This is a genomic window from Paenibacillus sp. ICGEB2008 (assembly GCF_000307675.1).
Taxonomy (GTDB): Bacteria; Bacillota; Bacilli; order Paenibacillales; family Paenibacillaceae; genus Paenibacillus; species Paenibacillus polymyxa.
In genome coordinates this window covers 28,081-52,997 of record NZ_AMQU01000031.1, presented here as the reverse complement: position 1 = coordinate 52,997, position 24,917 = coordinate 28,081, and the positions used below count along the sequence as shown (strand labels likewise).

The following is a 24,917-nucleotide window of genomic DNA, read 5'->3' as shown; positions in this document are numbered from 1 at the left end:
AATAAAATGAAATTATCACATAAATCGGTTTTTCACAATGAGTAAGTTGATATATTTGCTAAAAACTTTTTGGGCAATGTAGATAAAAAAATATGATTTTGTTTATCAAAAGGTAAAAATCGTGTAAAAATCCGCGAATATTAAGGCTTTTTCTAGGAATGATGAAGTTTTGGGTTGACACACTCTTAGATAATTATTACAATTCTAGCTAAGAAGTAGAGTTAGAAACCGCTTTTATAACAATTCCGTTGATAAAAAAGTTTATCTAAACAGGAGGAATGTTTTTATGGAAATGCGTTATTCAACTCATCCCGAACATGCCAAGCATTTTACGACTGAAGAGTTGCGTCAGCACTATCTGATCCAGGAGCTTTTTGTACCTGAGGAAGTAAAGCTGGTCTATACGCATGAAGATCGTGTCATTATCGGGGGCATTCATCCCGTGAATAAATCTGTTGCACTGGAAGGTAGCGATCAAATCAAAGCGGAAACTTTCCTGGAACGCCGTGAACTGGGTGTTTTTAATGTCGGCGGCAGCGGTACGGTCAAGGTGGATGGTGAAACTTACGAGCTGGCCACAAAAGACTGTCTCTACGTAGGTAAAGGTGCTAAGAAGTTGATCTTTGAAAGCGATTCCAGCGAAAAGCCTGCGAAATTTTATATCGTTTCAGCCTTGGCTCATACCACGTATCCAACGACGAAGCAGTCTTTTGCCGATGTGCCGTCTGAAAGTCTGGGTTCGCAAGAAACAGCCAATAACCGTACGTTACGTCGCTTTATCCATGACGAAGGCATTCAAAGCTGCCAGCTGGTTATGGGGATGACCACGTTGGAGAACGGCAGTGTGTGGAACTCCATGCCAACACATGTTCATGACCGTCGCATGGAAGTGTATTTCTATTTTGAACTGGACGAAAACGCCAGAATGTTCCACCTGATGGGTGAGCCGAACGAAACACGCCATCTGGTCATGAAAAATGATGAAGCCGTTATTTCTCCGCCTTGGTCTATCCATTGCGGTGCAGCTACAGGCAGCTATACCTTCATTTGGGGCATGGCCGGTGAAAATAAAACATACAAGGACATGGATCAGGTAGCCATGAGCGAGTTGCGTTAATCATTGCATTGGAACGTAGACCTGCAAGCGGCTGAGGAACCATGGTCATCCCATTCGTGGAAAGGATCAGGAACATGACGAAAAAGAAAGTTTTGGAACATATTACTTCGGTTGGTGTTGTCGCAGTCATTCGGGGAAACACAGCAGAGGAAGCGTATCAAATGTCCAAAGCCTGTATTGAAGGCGGCTTGGATAATATTGAGCTTACGTTTACCACGCCAGATGCGGATCAGGTCATTCGAAGATTGAGAGACGAATTTAAGGATCGGGCCGTTATTGGTGCAGGAACTGTACTGGAGTCACTGACGGCAAGAATTGCTATTCTGGCCGGAGCAGAATTTGTCGTAAGTCCTTCTTTTGAAGAAGAAACAGCGAAGCTATGCAATTTGTATGCGATTCCTTATATGCCTGGCTGCATGACGCTGAATGAGATCAAGGAAGCCATGAAATTGGGTAGTGATGTTGTGAAGTTGTTCCCGGGCAATACGATGGGGGCGGACTTTGTTAAGGCCGTGAGAGGGCCAATGCCTCACGTGCAGATTATGCCAACCGGTGGCGTTGATCTGGATAATATGGAAACCTGGCTGCGTAACGGCTGTGTGGCCGTGGGAATTGGAGGCAATTTGACGGCTCCAGCCAAGGAAGGTCGCTACGACTTGATCACAGAAAATGCAGCGCGTTATGTGGCTAAATACAAAGAAGTACGTGCAGCGTTGTAGGCTTCAGAAAATATAGGTTTTTATACTAATTTGTGATGGAGGCGTAGGCATGGGTCTGGACGATTTTTCATTGGATTTTTTTAGTCTAAAAGGTAAAACGGCGATTGTAACAGGGGGCAACAGTGGATTAGGTCAAGGATATTCCGTAGCTTTGGCCAAAGCAGGCGCAAACCTGTTCATTGTAGCTAACAATGATGATTATGAAGAAACAAGACGTCTGCTGGAGCCAACGGGTGTGAAGATTGCTTTTCACCAGGCTGACCTGACTGAAAAAGCATCCATTAAAAAACTTGTAGAAGAGTGTGTCAAGGAATTTGGCAAAATTGATATCCTTGTCAATAACGCGGGTACGATCCGCCGCGCTCCTTTGCTGGAGTATAAAGATGAAGATTGGGACGCTGTTATGGAAATCAACCTGAATGCTGTATACCATTTGAGCCAGGAAGTGGCGAAGATAATGGTAGAGCAAAAAAGCGGGAAGATTATCAATGTTGCTTCTATGCTTGCTTTCCAGGGCGGCAAGTTCGTTCCGCCATATACAGCAAGCAAGCACGCAGTAGCTGGCATAACCAAGGCATTTGCGAACGAACTGGCGGTTCATAACGTTCAGATTAATGCGATTGCCCCTGGTTATATTGCTACGGCGAACACGGCTCCAATTCGTGCGGATGAGAATCGCAATCAAGAGATTTTGTCACGTATTCCTGCGGGTCGTTGGGGTGATCCGTCTGACCTGATGGGGGTTGTTGTTTTCCTCGCCAGTCAGGGTTCGGACTACATGAATGGTCATATCTTGGCGGTGGATGGCGGCTGGCTGGTACGTTAATCAGCGCCAATCACATCGAAGCTATGAACTGAAAGCTGCCTCAAAAGGAACTTGTCCTTTCAGGCAGCTTTTATTTGTTTGATGAACCTGTAAGCTGAATATGAAGATTTGGGGCGTTGTGTCGATCCGTCCTATGCATATGGCACGAATGCCTTTATAATTTAATGAGATAAAAATTGCCTAGGCTCCAGCCGTTACACTTGGTTGGAGCCTTTGAGCATAATACAGAATGGATTGGAGAATGGAGAGATGAGTTCACAGCAACACCAACGAGCTTTGGTATACAAATCGTTGTGGCATGCAGGTCCTTGGGTGCTTGCCGCAGGGATCATCCTGGTAGGTGCCAATCTGCGCGCCTCGATTACTTCGGTAGGACCCCTTATCGGTTTGATTAAGGATTCTTTGCATATTTCGAATACACTAAGTGGTCTGTTAACGACGTTCCCGCTGCTTGCTTTTGCACTGTTGTCGCCTTTTGTAGCCAAACTGTCGCGGCGCTTCGGGTCTTCCCTTATTATTTTTGCGGCCTTGCTGCTGTTGACCGCAGGTATTGTAGTGCGCTCGACGCTGGGGGTGACTGCATTATTTGTCGGGACTGCGATGCTGGGACTGGCTATTGCTGTGTGCAATGTTTTGCTGCCCAGTTTGATCAAAGAGGAATTTCCCCGTAACAGCGGACTAATGACCGGCGTATATTCCGTATCCATGAATGTGGTCGCTGCAACAGCATCCGGTCTGAGTATACCGCTGGCTCTGAACGGAGGAATGGGCTGGCGCGGTGCTTTGGGGATTTGGGCGATTGTCGGAGTCCTAGGTATTTTACTCTGGGTGCCGCAGCTCCTTAAGGCGCGTCGAACGGCTAGTCAAGCGGCAGTATCTGCCCGAACGGTGAATGTGTATAAATCGTCTTTGGCTTGGAAGGTAACGCTGTTTATGGGGCTGCAATCTGCCCTGTTCTATGTTCCTGCTGCCTGGTTTCCCGAAATGATGAGCGGACAGGGAATGGATTCAGAGACTGCGGGATGGATGCTGTCTGTGATGCAATTCTCGCAAATGCCATTTACTTTTATTGTGCCTATTTGGGCGGCGCGAGTGAAGGATCAACGGATATTGGTTCTGATTATGGCTGCGCTCTATTTTATAGGTCTGGGTGGATTTCTGCTCGGGGCTACACAGTGGAGTGTGATTTGGGTCATTTGTATGGGTATAGCGGGTGGTTTTGCTTTTCCGCTAGTTATGATGTTCTTTAATTTGCGGACGCGAACACCGCAGCAGGCAGCAGAGCTGTCAGGTATGGCGCAATCCTTTGGTTATTTGCTAGCAGCGACTGGGCCGACGCTGTTCGGCTATTTGCATGATGCGACACAAGGCTGGACAATTCCGCTGCTTTTACTCTTGTGCCTGAGTGTTCTGCTTATGTTTACAGGGCTGGGTGCAGCCAAGAAACGATATGTCGGAGGCGAGGTGGATGATCAGGCTGCAATTTGATGCAGATGGCTACAGTGTGGTCTATAATGCAGATCGTGTTATGTTGTTGGCTAAAGAGTTTGCATTGTTGCGCTTTTTATACGATAACCGGAATCAGGTGTTCACCCGGGAACAACTGCTGGATCGTGTGTGGCCACTGGAATATCCAGTGGAGCGTACAGTGGATGATCATATCTATAGATTGCGCAAAAAACTTAAGTCATGGAATGGACTCCGTATTCATACGGTCAGAGGATATGGCTACAGCTTGACCCTGACTGCCATACAACCACGAAATCATCCTTCTTTGCACGATCAGGAAGTACAGGACGCCGTTCATGGACTTTTCCGAAAGTATCACCTGCTGGGGCAAGGCGATTCCATCGTAGCGCTGGCTGAACAGCAGGAGCAGATGGGTTTCCAAATGTCTGCCTATTATCAAATGTATACCCGTTTTGTACAGGCGGATGTAGCTTGGTTTTTGAAACAAGAGGATTTTGCACCCGCAGACCGTTTGTATTGGATGTTGCTGCTTTATACGTGCACCGCAGGGGTAACGGATCAAGGGCTTGCCCTATGTGAGCGAGCGCTTGCCAGCGGATTGCTGTCCAGTGATCAGGAGCGGGAATTACGTATCCTCAATATTCTGGAGGCTTATGTGGAGAATGGACAACCTGAACGCGCACAGGAAGGTCTACCACTGACCTTCATGGTTATGGAGCGGGATGATCTTGATAAATTTGTGATGCCAGTTGCGCTCATGGAGATGTACATGCATCTGGTCGCCAATCATATGGAAAAGGCTGCCGAACTGTCTGATCGTCTGGAAGGCATGCTGTCAGAGGCTCCGTATTTGCGCGAACTGGGCCGTTATCGCTTGCTGCGCGGACTTATGCTGTTGCGTACTGGAGATGTAGACCAGGCCGAGCGGCTCATGGATGAGGGGCTGGTCACCCTTGATATGGCGAAACAGGAGCTATTAAAAATCAAAGCAATAAGTCAAATTCGTAGTTTTTTAAAGCTTTGCAGCCCGTATCCAAGGCTGGAAGAGAAGTATGCGACTCAGTATGATCAGCTTGACCGGGACAACAGTTTAACACTGCATCGTTCAGTGCTAAGGCACTGGCTGGAGCAGATCCTTTCTTAGGCCTGACTTCCTTAGCTGTCTGATTTTCCTCTGATATAGGCCCGCTAGAATGTTCTTATTGCTAAAGAAGCAGAAAATGAGAGCAGGGTGAGTAGAAATGAAGGAAAATAAAGAATTGCAATCCACGCCTAGCATTTGGCGTAATGGTCGTTTTCGGCGGATGTTTGCGGCACATACCGCTGCTTCCTTTGGTGATTGGTTTGATGCTATCGCCATTCAGGTGCTTGTAGCTTACCGCTGGGAAGCCGATCCCATGCTGATTGCGCTGATTCCGGTAGTTATGGCGCTACCGGGTCTGCTGCTCGGTTCCATTGCAGGCACGTTAGCCGACCGGGTACATAAGGCCCGACTGATGATCGGCTGCGATGTAGCTGTCGCCTTATTGACGCTGACGATTCTCGCCGTCCCTGGTCCGGTGTGGCTGTTGCCTTTGCTCGGCTTGCGCGCGGCGGCTGGCGTATTCCAAATGCCGTCACAGCAAGGTTTGACTCGTACAGTAGTCGCCAGTGGCGACCTATTCCGTGCAACCTCACTGAATGGCCTGGTCAATCAGGCTTCAAAAGTGGCGGGACCCTTGCTGGGCGCCATGACCTTGACTGTGCTGTCCCCGCAAGCATGCATTATCCTAAATGCACTGCTGCGCCTCTGCTCCGGCCTCTTGCTATGGCCGCTGCGCGGAATCGGTCCTGCGCTGGCCAGCACAGACCAGCAAGCGATTGCTGACGAGCAGCTAGAAAAATCGACATCGGTTACAGCGCATGGGGCTGATGATGCCAAGGTGCAGGGAGAGCCTGCTCACGTATCCCGTTTTTTCAGCCAGTGGCGGGAAGGTTGGGCGTTCCTCTGGCGCAGTCGAATGCTTTTGCATACGCTCATATTCGGGCTGTTCGGCTTGATCGCCATTCTTATGATCGACTACCAGTTCCCTACGTTGCTGAGAGTGCTCGCTCCGGGCAACGAATCGCTGCTTGGCTGGCTGGTTTCCGCCATAGGTGCTGGCGCTGTTGGTTGTATGCTTGTGCTTAATCGCTTGAATCGTATAAGCGCAGGCTGGGGACTCGGTGGAGGCTATGTGCTGATTGGCGGAGCGATTGCCGCTTTAGGCTGGGCGCAGCCCGGGACAGGACTACCCGTACTGCTTACGATCGGGGCCATGCTAGGTGTGGGGAATGGTCTGTACATTATCACCCAGAATTACATATTACAAGCCAAAACCCCTGCTGATATGGTGGGGCGTGTCTTCGGTATTCAAAGTACCGTGATTGGAGCGATCATGGTCATTTCGCCGCTTACCGGGGGAGTATTGATCCGAATAGCAGGGGCAGGAACGGCTTTTGTCTGGATCGGGATGTCTGTTGGAATCCTGGGTTTGGCAGGACTTCTGCTTCAATCTGTAATTTGGCGCGAGTCTCTTGCTGATCCTACCCCTTCGACTGAACAAAATGTCGATCTAGCGTAATCGTTTGCTTCCATTTAAGACAATTTATATTTTTGTAGCAATTAATATTTTTAGCATAGGAGAGATCACGTTGACTCAAAATTATTCGCCCGCAACGCCAGTGGCACGACTGCTTGAAGGATCACGAGTGTACTTGCGTCCCATTAACGTGGAGGACACCGAGCTGTATTATAATACGTTGTTTCATCAGGAAGTGCGGAGGCTGACGGGCACACAGCGAAGCTTTACCAAAGAGCAAATTGCTCGTTATATAGAAGCTAAAGGACAGGATTCCTCAAGCCTGCTGCTGCTCATTGCACTTCAGGAAGATGATCGTGTCATCGGGGATATTGCGCTACAGGATATGGATAGCCTGAATCGCAGCGCCAATATCCGTATTGCGATCAATGAGCATGGGGATCAAGGCAAAGGCTACGGCACCGAAGCGCTTGTGCTCATGCTAGGCTATGGATTCGGTATTTGTAACCTGCATCGGATTGAGCTGAATGTATTTGATTTTAATGAACAGGCCATCCGTTGCTATGAAAAAGTAGGCTTTCAACGTGAAGGTGTGCAGCGGGATGCTTTATTTTACAATTATGAATACCATGATTCGATTCTGATGAGTATGCTGCAGCATGAATACTGTGCACGGTACGTGGAAAAAGCCGAGAGTTGACTCAATGACGTTTACATGGGTTTGCAGAAGAGGTATAATTAAAAGATAAAGTTGCTTGTTTGCGCAAGGATGACCGACAACATCAAATGAATATATGAATTATCGGAGGAGCCTGTCACCAAGGCTCCTTTATGTCTTTTTAGGGGAACCTGTGCTGTATGTCGGGTTTCCCTTTTTATTTTGCGAGTTGTGGTCTGTTTAAGGTCAGACACATATTTTGGACGATTGTTCTGCATTTTATGATTATCCGTTTTCTTTAATGTTGTAGATGATGCGCAAATGAGGTCAAGGATTAAATAAAAGGAGGTTATTAACCTATGCAATTTATATTGTATCTTCTGTTGATTCTGTTGTTTACAAAAGTAGCCGGTCATTTATCGGTTAAGCTCGGTCAACCTGCGGTATTGGGGAAGCTGATCGCTGGTATCGTGCTGGGCCCGGCAGTTTTGGGATGGGTACAAAATGATTCGCTGATTCATAATATGTCTGAAATCGGCGTGTTGCTGTTGATGTTCATTGCCGGGCTGGAGACGGATCTGGATCAGCTTCGGCGCAACTGGAAGCCTGCGGTAGCAGTGGCGGTCGGGGGGATTATTTTGCCGTTGCTCTGTGGTTTTGCAGTCGGTGAAGCCTTTGGATTTTCAGTACATGAAGGATGGTTTTTGGGGATTGTCTTGAGCGCTACTTCCGTAAGCATTACAGTGCAGGTGCTCAAGGATATGAACAAGCTGAATACTCGAGAAGGCTCGACCATTTTAGGTGCAGCCGTACTGGATGATGTGCTTGTCGTAGTGCTGCTTGCGGTAGTGATGAGTATATTCGGCATGGGTGGGCAAACCTCGCTGGGACTTCTTGTTGGCAAGAAGCTGATCTTCTTCGTAGGGGCTATTCTGGGTGGCTGGTTTGTTGTTCCATGGATTATGAAAATACTTGCCCCCCTCAAAGTGACCGAAGCTGTGATTACTTCTGCGTTGGTCATTTGCTTCGGTTTTGCATATTTTGCAGATTTGATGGGTATGGCGGGTATTATCGGAGCTTTTGCTGCCGGGATTGCCATTTCGCAAACAAGTTTTAAGCATGTCGTAGAAGAAAAGGTAGAGCCCATCGCTTATTCCATCTTTGTGCCAGTATTTTTTGTCAGCATTGGCTTAAATGTATCTTTTGAGGGAGTGGGGCAGCAGCTTGGGTTTGTTGTTGTTTTGACCCTGATAGCACTGGTGACGAAGTTGGTCGGAGGAGGCATCGGCGCGCGGCTGACAGGTTTTAATACCCGTTCCTCGCTTGCGATTGGTTCTGGCATGATATCTCGCGGAGAAGTTGCGCTTATTATCGCAGCCACCGGGCTGCAAACAGGTCTGCTGGCACAACAGTATTTTACATCAGTCATCATTGCCGTTATTTTGACGACTTTGGCTGCACCTCCAATTCTTAAGCTAAGTTTTAGTGACAGGAAGACTGTAAGCCGAGTTAAACAGTAGAAGATTGGACGAACCAGACATACAGTAAGACCCTTCTGATTCATTTTCCAAGCAGGATGGAAAGTGATCGAAGGGTCTTTTTATGTTGGAATGTTCGGTTCGGTCGTAGAATTAGGACTCGGATACGACGGTGAAACGTTGATTCAAATGTTGTGGTTTTTCAATTTCGTCTACTACGGCAACTGCATAATCTTCATAGCTGACATAGCTTGCACCTTTGGAATTAACCAGTAGTGTGTCTTTGCCCACTTGGTAAGAGCCTGTACGTTGGCCGAGAGCAAATTCCGCGGAAGGACTAATAAACGTCCAGTTCAGGTCGCTGGTACCGCGTAGAATGTCCAGGTTCTTTCCTTGGTTATGAGCTGTTGGATATACAAAATCAGGGAAGTCGGGAGTATCCTTGACCAAGAGTGTCTGAGATTCATCCGTAAACAAGCTGCCTGCACCACCTACGACAATCAGGCGAGTACCGGATACATTGCGGAGAGCCTCAATTAGCACGTTACCTGCATCTACATGCAGATGCTCTTGTCCGAACGGAGCGGCAAAAGCATTAACAACGGCGTCAAAACCTTTCAGATCATCTGTTTTCAGGTCAAAAACGTCTTTTTGTACTACAGCTGCACGATTATCCGTTACTTTAGCTGGGTCACGGACGATGGCGGTTACTTCATGCCCTCTGTCTAATGCTTCTTTTACGATATTACTTCCTGCTTTACCGCCTGCACCAATAACTGCAATTTTCATAATAGAATAGCCTCCTAAAAAATAATTTGGATGATTTATTGGCTTAATTCATGCGTTGTATGATGTTCATACTTGAACTTTAATATGTAACTATTATAGTTACAACATAAAATAAAAGTCAAGCTCTTCTTTGGGCAAAATAGAGTCCTCCGATTGGAAAGAGAGGAACTCGTTTAAATATAAGGTGATACTGAATGAATAAATGTAAACTATATTGAATACATGTAGACCGCAAATAAGAAAGGAAGAGTGAAACGATATGAGTAAAAAAGTACAGCTGGAGCCCACAGCGCAAAAATTCGCAGACGATAATGCCAAGCCTCCGTTTCTGTATGATTTGGGTCCTGAAAAAGGACGTGAAACGGTCAATGAGGTTCAATCCGGTCCAGCAGATAAACCTGCCGCAGATCTGGAGGATCTGTCGATTCCAGGTGGCCCTGGCGGTGAGGTGAAGGTCAGAATTGTCCGTCCACAACAGGTGACAGGTGATCTCCCGGTCATTGTATATATCCACGGAGCAGGCTGGGTATTCGGTAATGCTCATACGCATGACCGTCTGATTCGTGAATTGGCAGTAGGCTCACAGGCAGCTGTTGTATTCCCTGAATACAGCTTGTCACCTGAAGCTAAATATCCGACGGCGATTGAGGAAATTTACGCGGTCGTTCAATGGGTGGCACAGCATGGGCGCGAGCATGGGCTGAAGTCCGATACGCTGACGATCGCCGGAGATAGTGTCGGTGGTAACATGACTGCAGCTGTAACTCTGCTGGCCAAAGAACGCAGTGGCCCTGCCATTCGGCAACAGTTGCTGTTCTATCCGGTGACGGACGCTTCTTTTGATACGGAATCGTACCATGAGTTCGCCACAGGGTATTTCCTGAGCCGTGAAGGGATGCAATGGTTCTGGGATCAATATACGACAGATCCTAACGAACGAGCGCAGATCACGGCGTCCCCGTTACGTGCCACCACGGACCAGCTCAAAGGGCTACCGCGTGCGCTGGTTATTACAGGCGAGGCCGATGTGTTGCGTGATGAAGGGGAGGCTTATGCGAACAAGCTGCGTGAAGCTGGGGTAGATGTAACCGCTGTACGCTTTCAGGGCATCATACACGATTTTGTGATGCTGAACCCATTGTCGGAAACCGCGGCCAAGCGCGGTGCGATCACGCTTGCTACCTCGTGGCTGCGCCAAGGGTTTGGGGGCTAATTGTATAGACGAGTGAAGGAATACACAGTTAGTATGTAAGGAAGCGCCTCCCAGCTCATGGCGGGAGGTGCTTCTTTTGGTTCTGTTTATATAATTCTATTTGCGTTTACCATATAGCGGTTTTCTATTCTTGCCTAACTTCCCTAATTTTCCAGGTGATTTTATAAAGCTGAACTTCCCTAATTTAAAATTGGTTTTTCTTTTTTTCGCCACTAGAGTACGTCTTGACTTAGATGCACTTTGGGTACTATCTACAAGGTTTAGAGTGTAGTTTTCAAAATTGCCAACATTGATCTCCTCGAACCCCACACTTCTACAGCCCTGGCCCTGGCAACTTGCTATCCAGCATCTTGTGAAAGCCTCTCTAGGAACATCTGTGTAGAAATCACCACCCCACGAATTACCAAAACTGTCATGTCCGTAGACATAAAACGTTTGGTTTGCGGCTGATCCAGCTACAAGAAATGCGCGTCTACCGGGTTCTATACGGTACCACCCTCTCTTAGCATAGGTGATAGGACTACAACCAGAATCATAGTATCCAACGGCAACTGAAATAGGGTTAGACGTACTGTTACGAACATAAAAACCCATTCTATTCACTCCATTCTATGAAAGATTAATATCAATCTATGCGAATTCTCTGAAAAAGTAATAGACATACGGACAACCAAAAAGTACAAAAAAAGAACATGAGATGATCCATGGATGTGGTTTATAAATAAAGGAATATATGGAGTGTAAAGGGATATTCTTATGGAACCGCTTCACGTTCGTCGACCAGAGTGATAATATAAAATTTGAACGAATTTGACCGCCATTCGGCCTAAGGAGGATATCCATGCCATTTCAGGGACAACGCATTTTACCTGCAGCTAAGCACATGAAGCAGTTGGAGGATATTTTGGACAGCTCTTATGAGTATGCTGTTTTTCTGGATACGCATGTAGCGCAGTTGCGCAACTTGTACCAGATGGCAAGGAGCCGCAACAAGCAGATGCTTCTGCATGCCGACCTGGTGCAAGGTTTGAAGAATGACGAGTATGCCGCTGAGTATTTGTGTCAGGAGATTAAGCCATTTGGGATTATCTCGACCCGTTCCGGGGTGATTGCAACCGTCAAAAAAAAGGGAATCCTTGCTGTACAGCGAGTGTTCCTGCTGGATACGATTGCGCTGGAAAAAAGCTACGCACTGGTGGAAAAAACGCGCCCCGATTATATTGAGGTGCTGCCTGGTGTTGTGCCACCGATGATTGCGGAGGTCAGTGAACGTACAGGGATTCCCATTTTGGCTGGCGGACTTATACGTACCCCTGAGGATGTGGAGGCGGCGTTGGCAGCGGGAGCTACAGCAGTTACCACCTCCAATAAACAACTGTTTGAGCACTATAAGCGATAGCTTCTATTTGAATCAAGTAGGCAACATACATAAAGCAAGGAGACTGAAAAATGATGGAACAGTACATTCTTGCCTTGGATCAGGGCACAACTAGTTCGCGGGCCATCTTGTTTGATCGGCAGGGGAAAGTGGTGTACAAGGCACAACGGGAGTTTCCGCAGTATTTTCCCCAGCCGGGATGGGTAGAGCACAACGCGAATGAAATATGGAGCTCTATTTTGGCTGTCATCGCCTCTTGTCTGTCGGAATCAGGTGTGAAAGCCGGTCAAATTGCTGGAATTGGCATTACCAATCAACGGGAAACTGTGGTGGTGTGGGATAAACATACAGGCCTGCCGGTATATCATGCGCTGGTATGGCAGTCACGGCAAACGGCCGGGATTTGCGAGGACTTGAAAGGCCGTGGACTTGATCAAACTTTTCATAGCAAAACAGGGCTGCTCATTGATCCCTACTTTTCGGGTACCAAAGTCAAATGGATACTCGACAACGTTGAAGGAGCGAGAGCCCAGGCGGAACGCGGAGAGCTGTTGTTCGGTACAATCGATACCTGGCTGATCTGGAGACTGTCTGGCGGTAAAGCGCATGTAACGGACTATTCCAACGCTGCTCGTACGCTAATGTACAACATTTATGAGCTGAAATGGGATGAGGAGCTGCTGGATATTCTCGGCGTTCCTGCGTCTATGCTGCCGGAGGTGAGGTCATCCTCCGAAATATATGCGAATACGGTGGATTATCATTTTTTTGGACAGGAAATTCCCATTGCCGGAGCGGCGGGCGATCAGCAAGCAGCTTTGTTCGGTCAGGGCTGCTTTGACAAAGGCATGATTAAAAATACATACGGTACGGGCTGCTTTATGCTGATGAATACCGGAGATGAACCCTGTGAATCGAAGCATGGACTGATTACGACCATTGCATGGGGGTTGAACGGTCAGGTGAAGTATGCGTTGGAGGGCAGCATTTTTGTAGCCGGGTCTGCTATTCAGTGGCTGCGTGACGGGCTGCGTATGTTCCGCGAGGCCAAAGACAGTGAAGCGTATGCGGCGCGGGTGACCTCAACGGAGGGTGTATATTTTGTCCCAGCCTTTGTGGGTCTTGGCAGCCCGTATTGGGACAGTGATGTGCGCGGCGCGACCTTTGGCTTAACACGGGGAACATCCAAGGAGCATTTTATACGAGCGGTACTGGAATCGCTGGCCTACCAGACCAAAGATGTTCTAACCGCCATGGCGAGCGAATCGGGTGTACCTGTGCGCTCATTGCGTGTAGATGGGGGCGCAGTGATGAACGAGTTCCTGATGCAGTTCCAGAGCGATATTCTCGATCTGCCCGTGGAACGACCTGCTGTGAACGAGACAACGGCACTGGGGGCGGCGTATTTGGCAGGGCTGGCAGTCGGCTTCTGGGACAGTTTGGATGAAGTCCGGGGATATGCTCAGAGTGACCGAACCTTCACTCCGACCATGAGTGAAGAAGTGCGGGCTGAACGATATGGCGGCTGGAAAAAGGCAGTCCATGCCGCGATGGCGTTCAAGTAAAGGTGGTTTTACGACAGTAGGCAGTCAGCTGACAACAGGCAGATTCCCCTTTTCATCGTGTACTGTGTATGCTACGATATAGATAAGTTAATACTCGTCAGGAGACTTGGAGAGACCATGAACCGCTCGGCATCCGCCGCAGCGATGTTCGTGGTCTTTTTTTGTATCTTTTGGTGATTCGGTGTCAGATGGCAAAGCAGACATGTACGAAATTGGAGGGATAGATGATGGGAGAACAGGGATTTGCTGCACAGGAGAGAACGGCTGTTTTGGAACGTATGGGGCGTGAGCATTTTGATATTTTAATAATTGGTGGCGGCATTACAGGGGCGGGAATTGCGCTGGACGCTGCGGATCGTGGTTTGAAGACGGCTCTGGTGGAAATGCAGGATTTTGCAGCAGGGACATCCAGTCGTTCTACCAAGCTGGTGCATGGCGGTCTTCGTTATTTGAAGCAATTTGAGGTTAAGATGGTAGCCGAGGTCGGGAAGGAACGAGCTATCGTATTTGAAAATGGCCCTCATGTGACCATTCCGGAGCGTATGTTGCTTCCTTTTCACCAGGGTGGCACATTTAATGCATTCACCACCTCGATTGGTCTGCTGGTGTATGACTTCCTCGCTGGCGTGAAGCGTAGTGAGCGTCGCCGCATGCTGGACATCCAGGCTACGCTGGAGCGCGAGCCTTTGCTGAAGAGAGAAGGACTGAAGGGAAGCGGTAGTTATGTGGAGTACCGCACAGATGATGCTCGCCTAACGATTGAGGTGATGAAGGAAGCCGTTACACGAGGGGCGCTGGCCGTGAACTATGCCAAGCTGATAAGCTGCTGTATGACAGCGGACGAATAAGCGGCGCCAGTGTAACCGATCGGATCACGGGAAAGCCCTACGAGATCAGGGCTTCGCTGGTCATTAACGCTGCCGGGCCATGGGTAGATACATTGCGGGAAATGGATCGCTCCAAAGAGGGCAAGGTGCTTCGCCTGACGAAGGGTATCCACCTGGTATTCGATGCTGGGCGCTTCCCGCTTCAACAGGCAGTGTACTTCGATACACCGGATGGACGCATGGTATTCGCGATCCCGCGTGATGGCAAAACCTATGCAGGTACGACCGATACGGTATATGAGGGGGATACGTCGCATCCCCGGATGACCGCCGAAGACCGGGCGTATGTGCTTCAAGCGATCAACGGGATGTTCCCGGATGTGAAGCTGACAGTTGCAGATGTGGAATCCAGTTGGGCAGGGGTACGCCCGCTCATTTATGAAGATGGTAAAAGCCCTTCGGAAATTTCACGTAAGGACGAAATTTGGGAATCCCGTTCAGGTCTGATCACGATTGCAGGCGGCAAGCTGACAGGCTACCGGAAAATGTCCGAACTCGTCGTGGATCGCGCGGTGCGGGGGCTGGGCCGCTTGCATGGGCAAAGCTTTCGGGCATGCCGCACGAGGCATATCCTGATTTCGGGCGGCAATGTAGGCGGTTCGGCGGGTTGGGACGCTTTCGTGAGCAAGCAAGCCGCAGCGGGTGCCGCGCTCGGTCTGTCACCAGAAACCGCCAGAGCATGGGCTGCTCGCTATGGCTCAAATGTGGAGCGACTGTTCGCCATAGCGACACGGAGCATGAAGAACGCCACCGAGACGGAAGCGGCGTTGCCTATAGAAGTGCGTGTTCCGCTATTGTACGCGATGGAACAGGAAATGACGGTGACACCGTCTGACTTTTTCATACGTCGCACTGGAGCACTGTTCTTTCAGATTGACGAGGTGAAGCGCTGGAAGCAGGCTGTCATTGCATGGATGTCCGAGTACGCAGGCTGGAGCGCCGAGCAAGAACGCCAATATACGACTGAGCTGGATGCTTATCTGTATGAAGCTGTGACACCTGTAGAGGTAGAGGCGGAACCCAGCGCTGTTAAAGCCATCTGATACAACGTGAGGGATGCGTATCCTTTACCGCTCCGCTTCTCTACAATCGTTTCGTTTCTCACCACTGCTTTAAGCGAAAAAGGGTCCTAACAAAACAAAAGCAGCGATTCTCTATTCATAAGAGAATCGCTGCTTCATTGTATACAGATGGCTTACAGCATCAGGTGGAACAGGAATGGGGCAGCCGCCAAGGTAAAGAGAGCGGCGAGCACCATCGAGATGCTGGAAATCGTACCTGTCAACGAACTGAACTCGAACGCTTTGGAAGTACCCGTACCATGAGCACCGGTACCAAGCAATACCCCGCGTGAAACCTCATTTTCAATCCGAAACAGTTTGACAATCATCGGGCCGATAATAAGACCGCTCAATCCGGTCAGAATAACGAATACAGCCGTGACCGTCGGATTACCGCCAATCGTTTGCGATACATTCATCGCAATAGGTGTCGTAATGGAGCGAGGAATCAGGCTGCTCAGCAGCGAGGAGTCCAGGTGCATCCACTTGGCGAGCGCCATGGAGGACAGCACGGCTACGACAGATCCAGATAACACGCTAAGCACGATTTGAGCCGCGTGTTTCTTTAACACAGGGAAATATCGGTACAAAGGGACAGCAAATGCAATCGTAGCTGGCTGTAGCAGCATGGATAGAAAATGAGCGCCTGAATTATAAGAACGGTAGTTCACACCCGTCAGCGTCAAAATCAAAATGATAACCACAGGTGTAATGAGCAATGGGGACAAATACACCTTGGGCAATGTGCGGTACATGCGTTTGGCCATCCAGTAAATAGCAAGTGTTAATATAATACATAGAAGACCGGTCATGATGATTTATGCTCCTTTCGTTTGCCAAGCAGACTGGCGATCATACCTGTGCAGGCCATCACCAGGAAGGTGCCGAGCAGCACGACCAGCATAATGCTCATGCCGTCGTGTTCCAGCATCGGCCAATAATTCATAACACCAACAGCGGAGGGAATAAAGAATAATAGCAGCTCGGCCAGCAACCAGTTAGCGCCAACCTCGATCCAGCTTAGTCGAACCACGCCCGTTTGCAGCAGAATAAAGAGAATCAGCATACCGATGATACTACCGGGTACAGGCAGGTGGAGCCAGGAGACCACCGCGTTCAGGATGAGCGAAAAGGCCATCAGGACGGCGATCTGAAGGACACCGCGTATGAAGCTTTTCATATATAAAGTCTCCTATCTTCGAGATCCGTTATTTTCAAACTGTAATGAAATTTTACATCACAAGCTTTCATGAGTAAAATGCATATAAAGAATGAAGTCTATTCCGTTTGTCTATGGAAGAAGGTGTAGCTTTGGATATCCGACATTTGCAATATTTTCTGGAAGTCGCGCGGTTGCGCAGCTTTACGAAGGCAGCCCAGAGCATGTTTATTACCCAGCCGACGATCAGTAAGACGATTAAAAGCCTGGAAGAAGAATTGGGAGTTACTCTGTTCGATCGGATTGGCAAAAAAATCGAACTGACGGATGCGGGCAAGGTCATTGAGCTTCAGGCCCAAGCGATTGTGAAGTCCTTTCAGAGCCTGTCCTCGGAACTGAGTGATTTGATGAACCTGAAAAAAGGACATATCCGCATTGGTCTGCCTCCTATGGTCGGATCGAGCTTTTTTCCGCGTGTCATTGGTGAATTTCACAAGGCCTTTCCCGATGTGACGATTCAATTGTTCGAGGATGGAGCGAAGAAAGTGGAGCAGGACGTAGAAGCTGGCGCGCTGGATATCGGGGTGATTGTGCTGCCACCGGTTGGAGATATGTTCGAGACATTCCTATTTGTGGAGGAAAAGTTGAATCTGCTCGTTCATCCTACACATGCATTGGCTGAGTGCAAGGAGGTGCCGCTATCTGCGTTAGCAGAGGAGGCGTTTGTGCTGTTCCGTGAGGATTTTACGCTGCATGACCGTATCATTGCCGAATGTGTTCGTGCCGGCTTTCAGCCGCGTGTAGTCTACGAAAGCTCTCAATGGGATTTGATTAGCGAAATGGTTGCTGCCAACCTGGGAGTAGCGTTATTGCCGGAGGCGATATGCCGGGATTTGGATTCCGAACGTTTGCGTGTTCTTCCGCTGGTGGACCCTGTCATTCCTTGGCATTTGGGGATGATTTGGCGGAACGATCGGTATCTGTCCTTTGCTGCCAGAGAGTGGATATCCTTCACACAGCGATTGTTGCGGACAGAATATGGCGGAAGTCGTCGGTGAGAAGGACGGAAGTGGCTTACATCATAAAAAAGCTGCCCTGAGGGGCAGCGAAGTAGCTTGCTTTTATGAGTGTGTTTGGTTGATTGCGCGCTTGGTGTGAAGGTACTTGTCCATAATACGGTCAAGCCTGGAGGATTTGTCCAATACACGTTCATCTCTTAATCCGTGTAAGTCAGCCATGCGATTCAGTTCACGGCGTTCTTTTTCCATGAGTTTTTCCAATTGTTCGAGGTTCACAAAGCCCACCCCCCATGTCGATTGTAAGGCATGTCTCCACTAGCGGCAGAAGTTTTTTTGATAACGATGTTATTTCCATTTTACCACTTTTTATTAACATTAATCCAGCTTTCCTGACATTTAGCGACTAATAATTATGGTTTTGCCAACTTTACCTGATTGCGTCCTGACCGTTTAGCTTCATATAATGCTTCGTCTGCTTTTTCGAGTAAGTGCCTTGATGCAATGACAGGAGAACTGCCTGCTCCGATGGATACGGTTAAAGAGATTATGGTTCCGTCATTCAAGAGAAAACATTCATTTTCCACAGCTTTCCGAATCTTCTCGGCAAAGCTTGTCGCCTTTTCGGTATCACAATCTCCGAGTAAAATTGCAAATTCCTCTCCGCCCTTACGGGAGGGATATGCTCTTGTTGTAGATTCCCGGTTTAACAGAATTCCCAGTTGGCTTAAGACGGTGTCTCCGTTCAAATGGCCATACGTATCATTAATTTTTTTAAAGTGGTCAATATCTAGCATCACGAGTCCAAAGGGTTTTTTTGTAGTCTTGGAAGCATGAAGTACCTCTTCGAACAGCGCATCAAAAGCACGCGGACTGTATAACCCGGTTAAATGATCCCGGTTTGCAGCTTCTTCCAGCAGATGAATAGCCCGTTCTGTTTTTTTGATATGGGACATCATAAAATAAGTGAACAAGCCGCCAAGCATCTTAACGGTTGTGATTATTATAATAGTTTCCGAATTCGGAGGATTAGCCACAAAGAAAGTAGATAACAGCGACACAACAACAGCTCCAAGCACGGCTGACATCCATTTGCTGAGTGTTAGCCTTTTTTCTCGAATAAAGATAAGTGAAACGACTAATGTCATGAAGCAATTGACAGTAGCAGTCAAAGAAATATCCGTCCAACCTCCAGTGATGTAAATACGGTACAGGCTTATGATCAGAGTGGTCAGTAGTCCAGATACCGATCCTCCCATATAAACAGATATGATAATCGCCAATTGGCGCAGATCAACCACAATGTACCCACGGATCCATAAACCGGTCATCATTAACAGAATGCCAAACAGACCCAGCATTAAACCGTTCATTACCCGATGAATGAGTGCGTGGTTTTTCAGGTAACGTTCATATTTCCGGGAAAATAAATTTCCAAAGAATAAGAAGCTCGTTAATAACGCAAAATTGTTAATTAATTCTTTTAACATATCCCTGTCCTTTATGCTGTAATGTGAGTTGTAGTATCGTTGGGAATAAAGAAAAAGGCCTCGTTTCTATATTTCGGTAAAAATTAGATATGAATGAATACCAATCGACCACAAACGATGCTTATGTCCCTTACGTTTCGTTGATCTACGTGGTACAGTGTAAGGACTATGACCGGAACGGGTGATCGTATGAAGGAACCAATTCACATTTCGGTGCGTCCACTTGTGGAATATGTGCATCGAAGTGGCAGCATTCAGAGCGGCTTTCGTTCGAATAGCAGTATGCAGGAAGGAACTCGCGTGCATCAGGTTATCCAGAAAGGTTACAAGGAGCATGACCGCAAAGAGGTGCATTTACGTACAGAAATTTTGTATGAGGGTGAATTGTTTATCATTGAAGGCCGCTGTGACGGACTGATTGAGCTGGATGGCGTATGGACGGTTGATGAAATTAAATCAATCTCTCAGCCCCTCGAAGATATTCAGGGGGACGGCCAGCCGGTGCACTGGGCACAAGCATTTCTGTATGCCTATATGATTGCTCGTGAGGAACAGCATCATTCCATGCAAGTTCAACTTACTTATGTACAAGCACACAGTGAAAATATTCGCCGCTTTAGACGGATGCTAGCTTTTGCAGAGCTGGAGGCTTTCGCTCAGGAAATGATTGCTGGTTATGCACCGTATGCATTCCTGCTGAGAGCACATGCGGAGAAGAGGGATACCAGTATTGTTATGTTGGAGTTTCCTTTTGACACATATCGCTCAGGTCAACGAACTCTAGCGGGTTCGGTGTATAAGACGATTGCCGAAGGGGTTAACCTGTTTGCCAAAGCACCCACAGGTATCGGTAAAACGGTATCCACTTTGTATCCTGCGATTAAGGCGATCGGCGAAGGACTGGCTAGGCGAGTATATTATGTAACGGCGCGTACCACCACTCGGGCAGCAGCTGAAGAGGCATATGCCCGAATGCAGGCCCGAGGGCTGCACATGCATGTGGTAACGTTGACGGCGAAGGATAAAATTTGCTTCAAGCATGAAAATGATTGCGATGCAGGAGCATGCAGCATGTGCGAGGGCTATTACGACCGGATTAACGGTGCGGTGTCCGATATTTTGGCGAATGAGACGTTAATGACGCGGGCGGTGATTGAGCATTATGCGCGCAAGCATAAGGTATGTCCCTTTGAATTTTCGCTAGATGTGGCGTATGCCTCGGATGGTATAATCAGTGATTATAATTATGTTTTTGATCCACGGATTTCTCTGAAAAGATTGCTGGAGGAGCACAAGCGAAAAGGTGTTGTGCTGGTGGATGAGGCGCATAATCTGGTGGAACGCGGTCGGGACATGTTTTCGGCGGAAATCCTGAAATCTTCTTTTCTGGAACTGAAGAGAGAATTTAAGTTGCTTAGCCCTGAGATTGCTGCGGCTGCGAGTGCAGTGAACGCACATATGATTACGCTGCGCAAGCTGCATGCAGATACAGGAAAAGCAGTGGAAACATCAGCACCGCAAGGGGTGCTAGAGCTGTTAGTGCCTTTTGTGGAGGCAGCTGAACGTGAACTGGTGGCGGGGAGCAGTACAAGCCGCGCAAGCAGTGAGGGGACGGCCTACGCATTGCTTCTGGATACGTATTTTACCGCTCAAAATATGCTGCGAATCGCTGCTCTATACGATGAACGTTACGTTACTTATATTGAAGCGGGGCGCAGTGAGGTGAGGATCAAGCTGTTCTGCCTCGATCCTTCGCATTTGCTGGGACAGGCTGTAAAGAACTACCGCTCAACTATATATTTTTCGGCGACATTGACACCGCTTGCTTATTACCGGGACATGCTCGGAGCAAGCGAGGAAGACTATACGTTACAGGTCCCTTCCCCTTTCCATCAGGAGCAATGGGATGTACGCCTGCTGCCGCTCTCCATCCGTTATCGGGATCGTGAGCGTTCCAAAGGGGCGATTGCCGATATGCTGGCTGGATTGGTTGCGGAGCGGAAAGGGAACGTCCTTGTGTTTTTCCCGTCTTATCCGTATCTGCGTGAGGTATACGAGGAGTTCATGCTTCGGGACGTGTCTGCAGATACGTTGGTACAAAGTCCAGGTATGACCGAACCGGAGCGTGATCGGTTCCTGGACACCTTCCAGCCTGGGCAAGAGCGTACCCTGCTTGGGTTTGCCGTACTGGGGGGTGTGTTTGCTGAAGGCGTCGATTTACCGGGTGATCGCTTAAACGGGGTAGTGGTCGTCGGCGTCGGCTTGCCGCAAATTGGAGCGGAGCGGGACGTGCTGCGGGATTATTTTTCGGAACAGGGACGAAATGGTTTCAACTATGCGTATGTATATCCGGGGATGAACAAGGTTCTTCAGGCAGGTGGCAGACTTATTCGCACAGAGCATGACGAAGGGCTGCTGATCCTGGTAGATGATCGTTTTGCCAAGGAGCCATATGCTTCTTTGCTGCCAGACGAATGGAAAAGCTACCGTTTGACGGAACAAGCGGGATTAAGGAAGGAATGGATGGACTATGAATTTTAATTTTCATAATGATTCCATACGCGGGGTGCTGCGTAGCTTTGGACATGAGGATGCCGAAGTAGATAATATAGAGACTTTTGTGACATTTGCGCGCTTGGCTAACGGTATTTTCAGGGAAATGGATACAGATTTGACCAAGTTGGGGGCTTCTCAGGGCCGGATTATTGTTCTTAGTCTGTTGCATTGCCATGCGCCGCATCGCATGACACCATCGGAGTTAGCGGAAAAAGCGGATGTCACGCGTGGAACCATGACGGGGTTGATCGACGGATTAGAGCGAGATGGCATGATTGAACGTGTGGCTCATGAGAGTGACGGACGGATGGTGACTGTCGGCTTAAAAGAGGCAGGACGAGAGCTATTAAGTAAGATAGTCCCTTATTATACGAAGCTGATTCGGTCATGCATGTCTGAGTTTACGCCACAGGATCATAAGATGATGAAGGGTTTGCTTGGAAAAATGAAAAACGGTTTTGAGCGGTCGTTGCCGAAAAGCTGAATCCCTGATGTCGGGGATAAGGAATAGGAGAGGGAAATATGTTCTTTTATACAGATGAGGTCTATGAAGGCCGTGATTTTGGCTCAATGGATGCCAGAGAAGGCGAGTGGAGAAATTGCGAGTTTACCCGTTGTCGCTTTCGGGGTGTAGAGATGAATGAGTCTCTTGTAGAAGGTTGTACCTTTGTGGACTGTGATTTTACCGGAGCCATCCTGAATGCATCTCACTACAAGGAGTCCGCTTTTACCAATTGTCTATTCACCAGCACGAATCTGTTTGTAGTCCGGTTTGATAACTGTAAGCTGGTAGGTTCAGACTTTGCAGGGGCAAATATGGATGGGATCACGATTACGGGCGGAGACTGGTCCTATACGAACTTACGTCATGCAGATTTAAGAAAACAGGATTTGCGAAAAATACGCTTCAAGGAAGCTGATTTATCCGAATGCCATCTGGAAAAGGCAGATTTGCGGGAGGCGGATCTTACTCGGGTAAGGCTGCACAAAGCCCACCTTCAAGGAACAGACCTGCGCGGTGCGAAGATGGATGGCGTGAATTTTAAAGATTTGGACATCACCGGAGCTAAGCTAGATATCGAGCAGGCCGTAGCAGTGGCCCGCTCCTATGGAGCCAAGGTAGATGGTTAAAAGCACGGAGATACAGGGGCTGTCTCGACCTGTGTTACCCCGTGCTGGAGAATTGGAGAATACTAAGTCTGAAAAATTATTCTTTATGGGATGCCGGCAGTAGCGGAATCGCTGCTGCCGGATTTTGATTTGGCAACTGATCAACTCCCACGGGATCTAGAGGCTGCTGTGGTACTGTCCAGTTGCGTGCCGTATCTGCGGCAGTTTGCTGCTCCAGCAGGCGTTTGGCCACTTCGTAGCACTCATCAATATGCCGGTTGCCAATGGTCCGCATTGCAGTAAAGCCAATCGCTGCGGCTAGTCCTTGCCCCAGTAGAGGGACAAACTTGCTAACCTGCTTGGTGGCGATGCGAATGCCCATTTTCTGCAAAATCTTCACGATGGCTTCTCGGGTGATGAGTCGTCCGATTAGCTTGCTGCCAATTGAAGTGATAAAGCCATACACCATCGACTTTGTTTCTGCATCCAAACCCTCCAACTGCTGCTCAGATAATCCGAATTTTTCATTAATGGCAGGCAGTAGCTGCATCAAAATGCCGACATCAGCAAGAACGTCAGCCCCTGGAATGGGGACCAATACAGCTCCCCCTGAAGCTGCGGCCCTTTTCGTCACCATGGATTTACACTCTTTGCGGATCTGCTCCAACTCTTCTATTGTTCGGACTGTCATATGCATCTCTCCTTCCTACGCTTCCGATTAGGACCCATGCCTCTACCCTGTTATTACACACAATTCTACCTTTTTTAAGCATGGAGCAGATAAAAAAAATCCCTGATGCACGTACTATCACACATTTACTCCTGTGTAGCGATCAGGCATAATGAAGGATGGTTGCCGATAAAAGAACAAGCCTGTTTTACGGGGATAAAGGAAGGAAGAGACAGATGAGTCAGACAAACGTTTATTTTAATCATGATGGTGGAGTGGATGATCTAGTATCCCTGTTTATGCTGCTTCAGATGGAACAGGTTCATTTGACCGGAGTATCGGTTATTCCAGCAGATGGTTACCTGGAGCCGGCGACGGATGCCAGCCGTAAAATTATTGATCGTTTTGGACAAAATAAAGGGCCTGTTGAAGTCGCCAAGTCTAATTCACGCGGTAAAAATCCGTTTCCTGCCGCTTGGCGTTTACATTCCTTCTATGTAGATGCATTACCTGTGCTGAATGAATCGGGGCGAATGGAAGCACCGCTTTCATCCCTGCCAGCTCATCAGCATCTAATTGAAAAGGTACGCGGAGCTGAAGGTAAAACGCTGTTGCTATTCACTGGACCGCTAACCGATCTGGCACGGGCGCTGGATGAAGCACCGGATATTGAAGCCAAGATTGAAAAGCTGGTATGGATGGGCGGCACCTTTGAAAAAGGGAATGTGGAGGAGCCGGAGCATGACGGTACCGCAGAGTGGAATGTGTTCTGGGACCCGGAAGCGGCCTATCGAGTATGGCAAAGCGGCATCACAATTGATCTGGTAGCGCTGGAAAGCACAAGCAAAGTGCCTTTAACTCCAGCCGTACGCAATCGTTGGGCTGCCGAGCGCCGATATGAAGGCGTTGATTTCCTGGGCAATTGCTACGCAGGATGTCCTCCGCTCGTGTATAGCGAGACCAACTCAACATATTACCTGTGGGATGTACTGACCACTGCATCTGTAGGACGCCCGGATATTGTCAAGAAAAAGACCGTGCATTGCAGCGTTATCGCAGAAGGCCCAAGTCAGGGCAGAACGGTGGAACAGGCGGATGGACGCCCTGTGAACCTGGTATATGATACAGACCCGGAAGCCTTCTTTACGTATATGGCGGATTTGGCCAAGCAGGCTGCTCCCAAGCGTTACTAAG

23 protein-coding genes and 1 pseudogene are annotated in these 24,917 nt (G+C 48.4%); 17 read left to right on the top strand and 7 right to left on the bottom strand.

Annotation, left to right across the window (positions count from 1 at the left end):
- The first annotated feature begins 286 nt into the window (after positions 1-286).
- The 8 genes from kduI to C400_RS0125045 all read left to right on the top strand — a co-directional run bounded on the left by kduI (position 287) and on the right by C400_RS0125045 (position 8,871).
- On the top strand, positions 287-1,117 hold the full coding sequence (kduI, locus tag C400_RS0125080) for a 5-dehydro-4-deoxy-D-glucuronate isomerase (protein WP_017428648.1): 831 nt from the start codon (positions 287-289) through the stop codon (positions 1,115-1,117).
- 74 nt (positions 1,118-1,191) lie between these two features.
- Positions 1,192-1,836 carry a bifunctional 2-keto-4-hydroxyglutarate aldolase/2-keto-3-deoxy-6-phosphogluconate aldolase gene (locus tag C400_RS0125075; protein ID WP_013373614.1) on the top strand — a complete coding sequence of 215 codons (645 nt, stop codon included), beginning with the start codon at positions 1,192-1,194 and terminating at the stop codon, positions 1,834-1,836.
- A 49-nt stretch (positions 1,837-1,885) separates the two neighbouring features.
- Positions 1,886-2,662, top strand: coding sequence for a 2-dehydro-3-deoxy-D-gluconate 5-dehydrogenase KduD (gene kduD / locus C400_RS0125070; protein ID WP_017428647.1), 777 nt, complete (start codon positions 1,886-1,888; stop codon positions 2,660-2,662).
- A gap of 249 nt (positions 2,663-2,911) precedes the next feature.
- Complete coding sequence (locus C400_RS0125065; RefSeq protein WP_017428646.1) at positions 2,912-4,150, top strand: CynX/NimT family MFS transporter; 1,239 nt, start codon at positions 2,912-2,914, stop codon at positions 4,148-4,150.
- On the top strand, positions 4,131-5,276 hold the full coding sequence (locus C400_RS0125060; RefSeq protein ID WP_017428645.1) for a winged helix-turn-helix domain-containing protein: 1,146 nt from the start codon (positions 4,131-4,133) through the stop codon (positions 5,274-5,276). Before C400_RS0125065 ends, C400_RS0125060 begins: the two co-directional genes overlap by 20 nt.
- Positions 5,277-5,373: 97 nt before the next feature.
- On the top strand, positions 5,374-6,735 hold the full coding sequence (locus C400_RS0125055) for an MFS transporter (RefSeq protein WP_017428644.1): 1,362 nt from the start codon (positions 5,374-5,376) through the stop codon (positions 6,733-6,735).
- A gap of 70 nt (positions 6,736-6,805) precedes the next feature.
- Positions 6,806-7,393 carry a GNAT family N-acetyltransferase gene (locus tag C400_RS0125050; RefSeq protein WP_017428643.1) on the top strand — a complete coding sequence of 196 codons (588 nt, stop codon included), beginning with the start codon at positions 6,806-6,808 and terminating at the stop codon, positions 7,391-7,393.
- Positions 7,394-7,710: 317 nt separating this feature from the next.
- Positions 7,711-8,871, top strand: coding sequence for a cation:proton antiporter (locus C400_RS0125045; RefSeq protein ID WP_017428642.1), 1,161 nt, complete (start codon positions 7,711-7,713; stop codon positions 8,869-8,871).
- A 111-nt stretch (positions 8,872-8,982) separates the two neighbouring features.
- On the opposite strand, the gene C400_RS0125040 is transcribed toward C400_RS0125045, so the two are convergent.
- Positions 8,983-9,618, bottom strand: coding sequence for an NAD(P)-dependent oxidoreductase (locus C400_RS0125040; RefSeq protein WP_016822726.1), 636 nt, complete (start codon positions 9,616-9,618; stop codon positions 8,983-8,985).
- Between the two features lie 259 nt (positions 9,619-9,877).
- Between C400_RS0125040 and C400_RS0125035 the strand changes: the two genes are divergently transcribed.
- A complete protein-coding gene (locus C400_RS0125035) occupies positions 9,878-10,831 on the top strand; it encodes an alpha/beta hydrolase (RefSeq protein WP_017428641.1) in 954 nt (317 codons plus the stop codon).
- Between the two features lie 96 nt (positions 10,832-10,927).
- Here C400_RS0125035 and C400_RS0125030 read toward each other — a convergent pair whose 3' ends face one another.
- Positions 10,928-11,425 (bottom strand): DUF1036 domain-containing protein, encoded by a 498-nt coding sequence (locus C400_RS0125030; protein WP_016822728.1) that lies wholly within the window; start codon positions 11,423-11,425, stop codon positions 10,928-10,930.
- A gap of 247 nt (positions 11,426-11,672) precedes the next feature.
- On the opposite strand from C400_RS0125030, the gene C400_RS0125025 reads away from it, so the two are divergent.
- The 3 genes and pseudogenes from C400_RS0125025 (at position 11,673) to C400_RS0125015 (ending at position 15,704) form a co-directional block, all read left to right on the top strand.
- On the top strand, positions 11,673-12,230 hold the full coding sequence (locus C400_RS0125025) for a glycerol-3-phosphate responsive antiterminator (protein WP_017428640.1): 558 nt from the start codon (positions 11,673-11,675) through the stop codon (positions 12,228-12,230).
- Positions 12,231-12,283: 53 nt separating this feature from the next.
- Entirely contained in the window at positions 12,284-13,774 is a 1,491-nt protein-coding gene (gene glpK / locus C400_RS0125020) for a glycerol kinase GlpK (protein WP_026065518.1), read from the top strand.
- Positions 13,775-14,001: 227 nt separating this feature from the next.
- A pseudogene (locus C400_RS0125015) lies at positions 14,002-15,704 on the top strand (glycerol-3-phosphate dehydrogenase/oxidase).
- Between the two features lie 152 nt (positions 15,705-15,856).
- Here the strand turns inward: C400_RS0125015 and C400_RS0125010 are convergent.
- On the bottom strand, positions 15,857-16,534 hold the full coding sequence (locus C400_RS0125010; protein WP_016822732.1) for a CidB/LrgB family autolysis modulator: 678 nt from the start codon (positions 16,532-16,534) through the stop codon (positions 15,857-15,859).
- A complete protein-coding gene (locus C400_RS0125005; RefSeq protein WP_016822733.1) occupies positions 16,531-16,902 on the bottom strand; it encodes a CidA/LrgA family protein in 372 nt (123 codons plus the stop codon). Before C400_RS0125005 ends, C400_RS0125010 begins: the two co-directional genes overlap by 4 nt.
- Positions 16,903-17,033: 131 nt before the next feature.
- Between C400_RS0125005 and cidR the strand changes: the two genes are divergently transcribed.
- A complete protein-coding gene (gene cidR / locus C400_RS0125000; protein ID WP_025366094.1) occupies positions 17,034-17,939 on the top strand; it encodes a cidABC operon transcriptional activator CidR in 906 nt (301 codons plus the stop codon).
- 63 nt (positions 17,940-18,002) lie between these two features.
- On the opposite strand, the gene C400_RS26480 is transcribed toward cidR, so the two are convergent.
- The gene (locus tag C400_RS26480) at positions 18,003-18,176 is read right to left on the bottom strand and encodes an aspartyl-phosphate phosphatase Spo0E family protein (RefSeq protein ID WP_013373596.1); all 174 of its coding nucleotides are present in this window, start codon (positions 18,174-18,176) and stop codon (positions 18,003-18,005) included.
- Positions 18,177-18,310: 134 nt separating this feature from the next.
- Positions 18,311-19,387, bottom strand: a complete 1,077-nt coding sequence (locus C400_RS0124990; RefSeq protein WP_017428638.1) for a diguanylate cyclase — start codon at positions 19,385-19,387, stop codon at positions 18,311-18,313.
- A gap of 168 nt (positions 19,388-19,555) precedes the next feature.
- Here C400_RS0124990 and C400_RS0124985 point away from each other — a divergent pair, with 168 nt between their 5' ends.
- From C400_RS0124985 to C400_RS0124975, 3 genes are read left to right on the top strand one after another with little or no spacing between them, the layout of a single operon-like run.
- Entirely contained in the window at positions 19,556-21,928 is a 2,373-nt protein-coding gene (locus C400_RS0124985; RefSeq protein WP_017428637.1) for an ATP-dependent DNA helicase, read from the top strand.
- Complete coding sequence (locus C400_RS0124980; RefSeq protein ID WP_016822737.1) at positions 21,918-22,427, top strand: MarR family winged helix-turn-helix transcriptional regulator; 510 nt, start codon at positions 21,918-21,920, stop codon at positions 22,425-22,427. The genes C400_RS0124985 and C400_RS0124980 overlap by 11 nt, the downstream gene beginning before the upstream one ends.
- 38 nt (positions 22,428-22,465) lie before the next feature.
- The gene (locus C400_RS0124975; RefSeq protein WP_017428636.1) at positions 22,466-23,074 is read left to right on the top strand and encodes a pentapeptide repeat-containing protein; all 609 of its coding nucleotides are present in this window, start codon (positions 22,466-22,468) and stop codon (positions 23,072-23,074) included.
- A 76-nt stretch (positions 23,075-23,150) separates the two neighbouring features.
- On the opposite strand, the gene C400_RS0124970 is transcribed toward C400_RS0124975, so the two are convergent.
- The gene (locus tag C400_RS0124970; RefSeq protein ID WP_017428635.1) at positions 23,151-23,744 is read right to left on the bottom strand and encodes a hypothetical protein; all 594 of its coding nucleotides are present in this window, start codon (positions 23,742-23,744) and stop codon (positions 23,151-23,153) included.
- 215 nt (positions 23,745-23,959) lie between these two features.
- Here C400_RS0124970 and C400_RS0124965 point away from each other — a divergent pair, with 215 nt between their 5' ends.
- Entirely contained in the window at positions 23,960-24,916 is a 957-nt protein-coding gene (locus tag C400_RS0124965) for a nucleoside hydrolase (protein WP_013373589.1), read from the top strand.
- The last annotated feature ends 1 nt before the right edge of the window (position 24,917 follow it).

Coding starts and splice junctions, on each gene's coding strand:
- C400_RS0125045 (WP_017428642.1), top strand. CDS start 7,711: ATGCAATTTATATTGTATCTTCTGTTGATTCTGTTGTTTACAAAAGTA.
- C400_RS0124980 (WP_016822737.1), top strand. CDS start 21,918: ATGAATTTTAATTTTCATAATGATTCCATACGCGGGGTGCTGCGTAGC.
- kduI (WP_017428648.1), top strand. CDS start 287: ATGGAAATGCGTTATTCAACTCATCCCGAACATGCCAAGCATTTTACG.
- C400_RS0125075 (WP_013373614.1), top strand. CDS start 1,192: ATGACGAAAAAGAAAGTTTTGGAACATATTACTTCGGTTGGTGTTGTC.
- C400_RS0124985 (WP_017428637.1), top strand. CDS start 19,556: ATGACCGGAACGGGTGATCGTATGAAGGAACCAATTCACATTTCGGTG.
- C400_RS0125055 (WP_017428644.1), top strand. CDS start 5,374: ATGAAGGAAAATAAAGAATTGCAATCCACGCCTAGCATTTGGCGTAAT.
- kduD (WP_017428647.1), top strand. CDS start 1,886: ATGGGTCTGGACGATTTTTCATTGGATTTTTTTAGTCTAAAAGGTAAA.
- C400_RS0125060 (WP_017428645.1), top strand. CDS start 4,131: ATGATCAGGCTGCAATTTGATGCAGATGGCTACAGTGTGGTCTATAAT.
- C400_RS0124965 (WP_013373589.1), top strand. CDS start 23,960: ATGAGTCAGACAAACGTTTATTTTAATCATGATGGTGGAGTGGATGAT.
- C400_RS0124975 (WP_017428636.1), top strand. CDS start 22,466: ATGTTCTTTTATACAGATGAGGTCTATGAAGGCCGTGATTTTGGCTCA.
- C400_RS0125065 (WP_017428646.1), top strand. CDS start 2,912: ATGAGTTCACAGCAACACCAACGAGCTTTGGTATACAAATCGTTGTGG.
- C400_RS0125035 (WP_017428641.1), top strand. CDS start 9,878: ATGAGTAAAAAAGTACAGCTGGAGCCCACAGCGCAAAAATTCGCAGAC.
- C400_RS0125010 (WP_016822732.1), bottom strand. CDS start 16,534: ATGACCGGTCTTCTATGTATTATATTAACACTTGCTATTTACTGGATG.
- C400_RS0124970 (WP_017428635.1), bottom strand. CDS start 23,744: ATGACAGTCCGAACAATAGAAGAGTTGGAGCAGATCCGCAAAGAGTGT.
- C400_RS0125025 (WP_017428640.1), top strand. CDS start 11,673: ATGCCATTTCAGGGACAACGCATTTTACCTGCAGCTAAGCACATGAAG.
- C400_RS0124990 (WP_017428638.1), bottom strand. CDS start 19,387: ATGTTAAAAGAATTAATTAACAATTTTGCGTTATTAACGAGCTTCTTA.
- C400_RS0125005 (WP_016822733.1), bottom strand. CDS start 16,902: ATGAAAAGCTTCATACGCGGTGTCCTTCAGATCGCCGTCCTGATGGCC.
- glpK (WP_026065518.1), top strand. CDS start 12,284: ATGGAACAGTACATTCTTGCCTTGGATCAGGGCACAACTAGTTCGCGG.
- C400_RS0125030 (WP_016822728.1), bottom strand. CDS start 11,425: ATGGGTTTTTATGTTCGTAACAGTACGTCTAACCCTATTTCAGTTGCC.
- C400_RS0125040 (WP_016822726.1), bottom strand. CDS start 9,618: ATGAAAATTGCAGTTATTGGTGCAGGCGGTAAAGCAGGAAGTAATATC.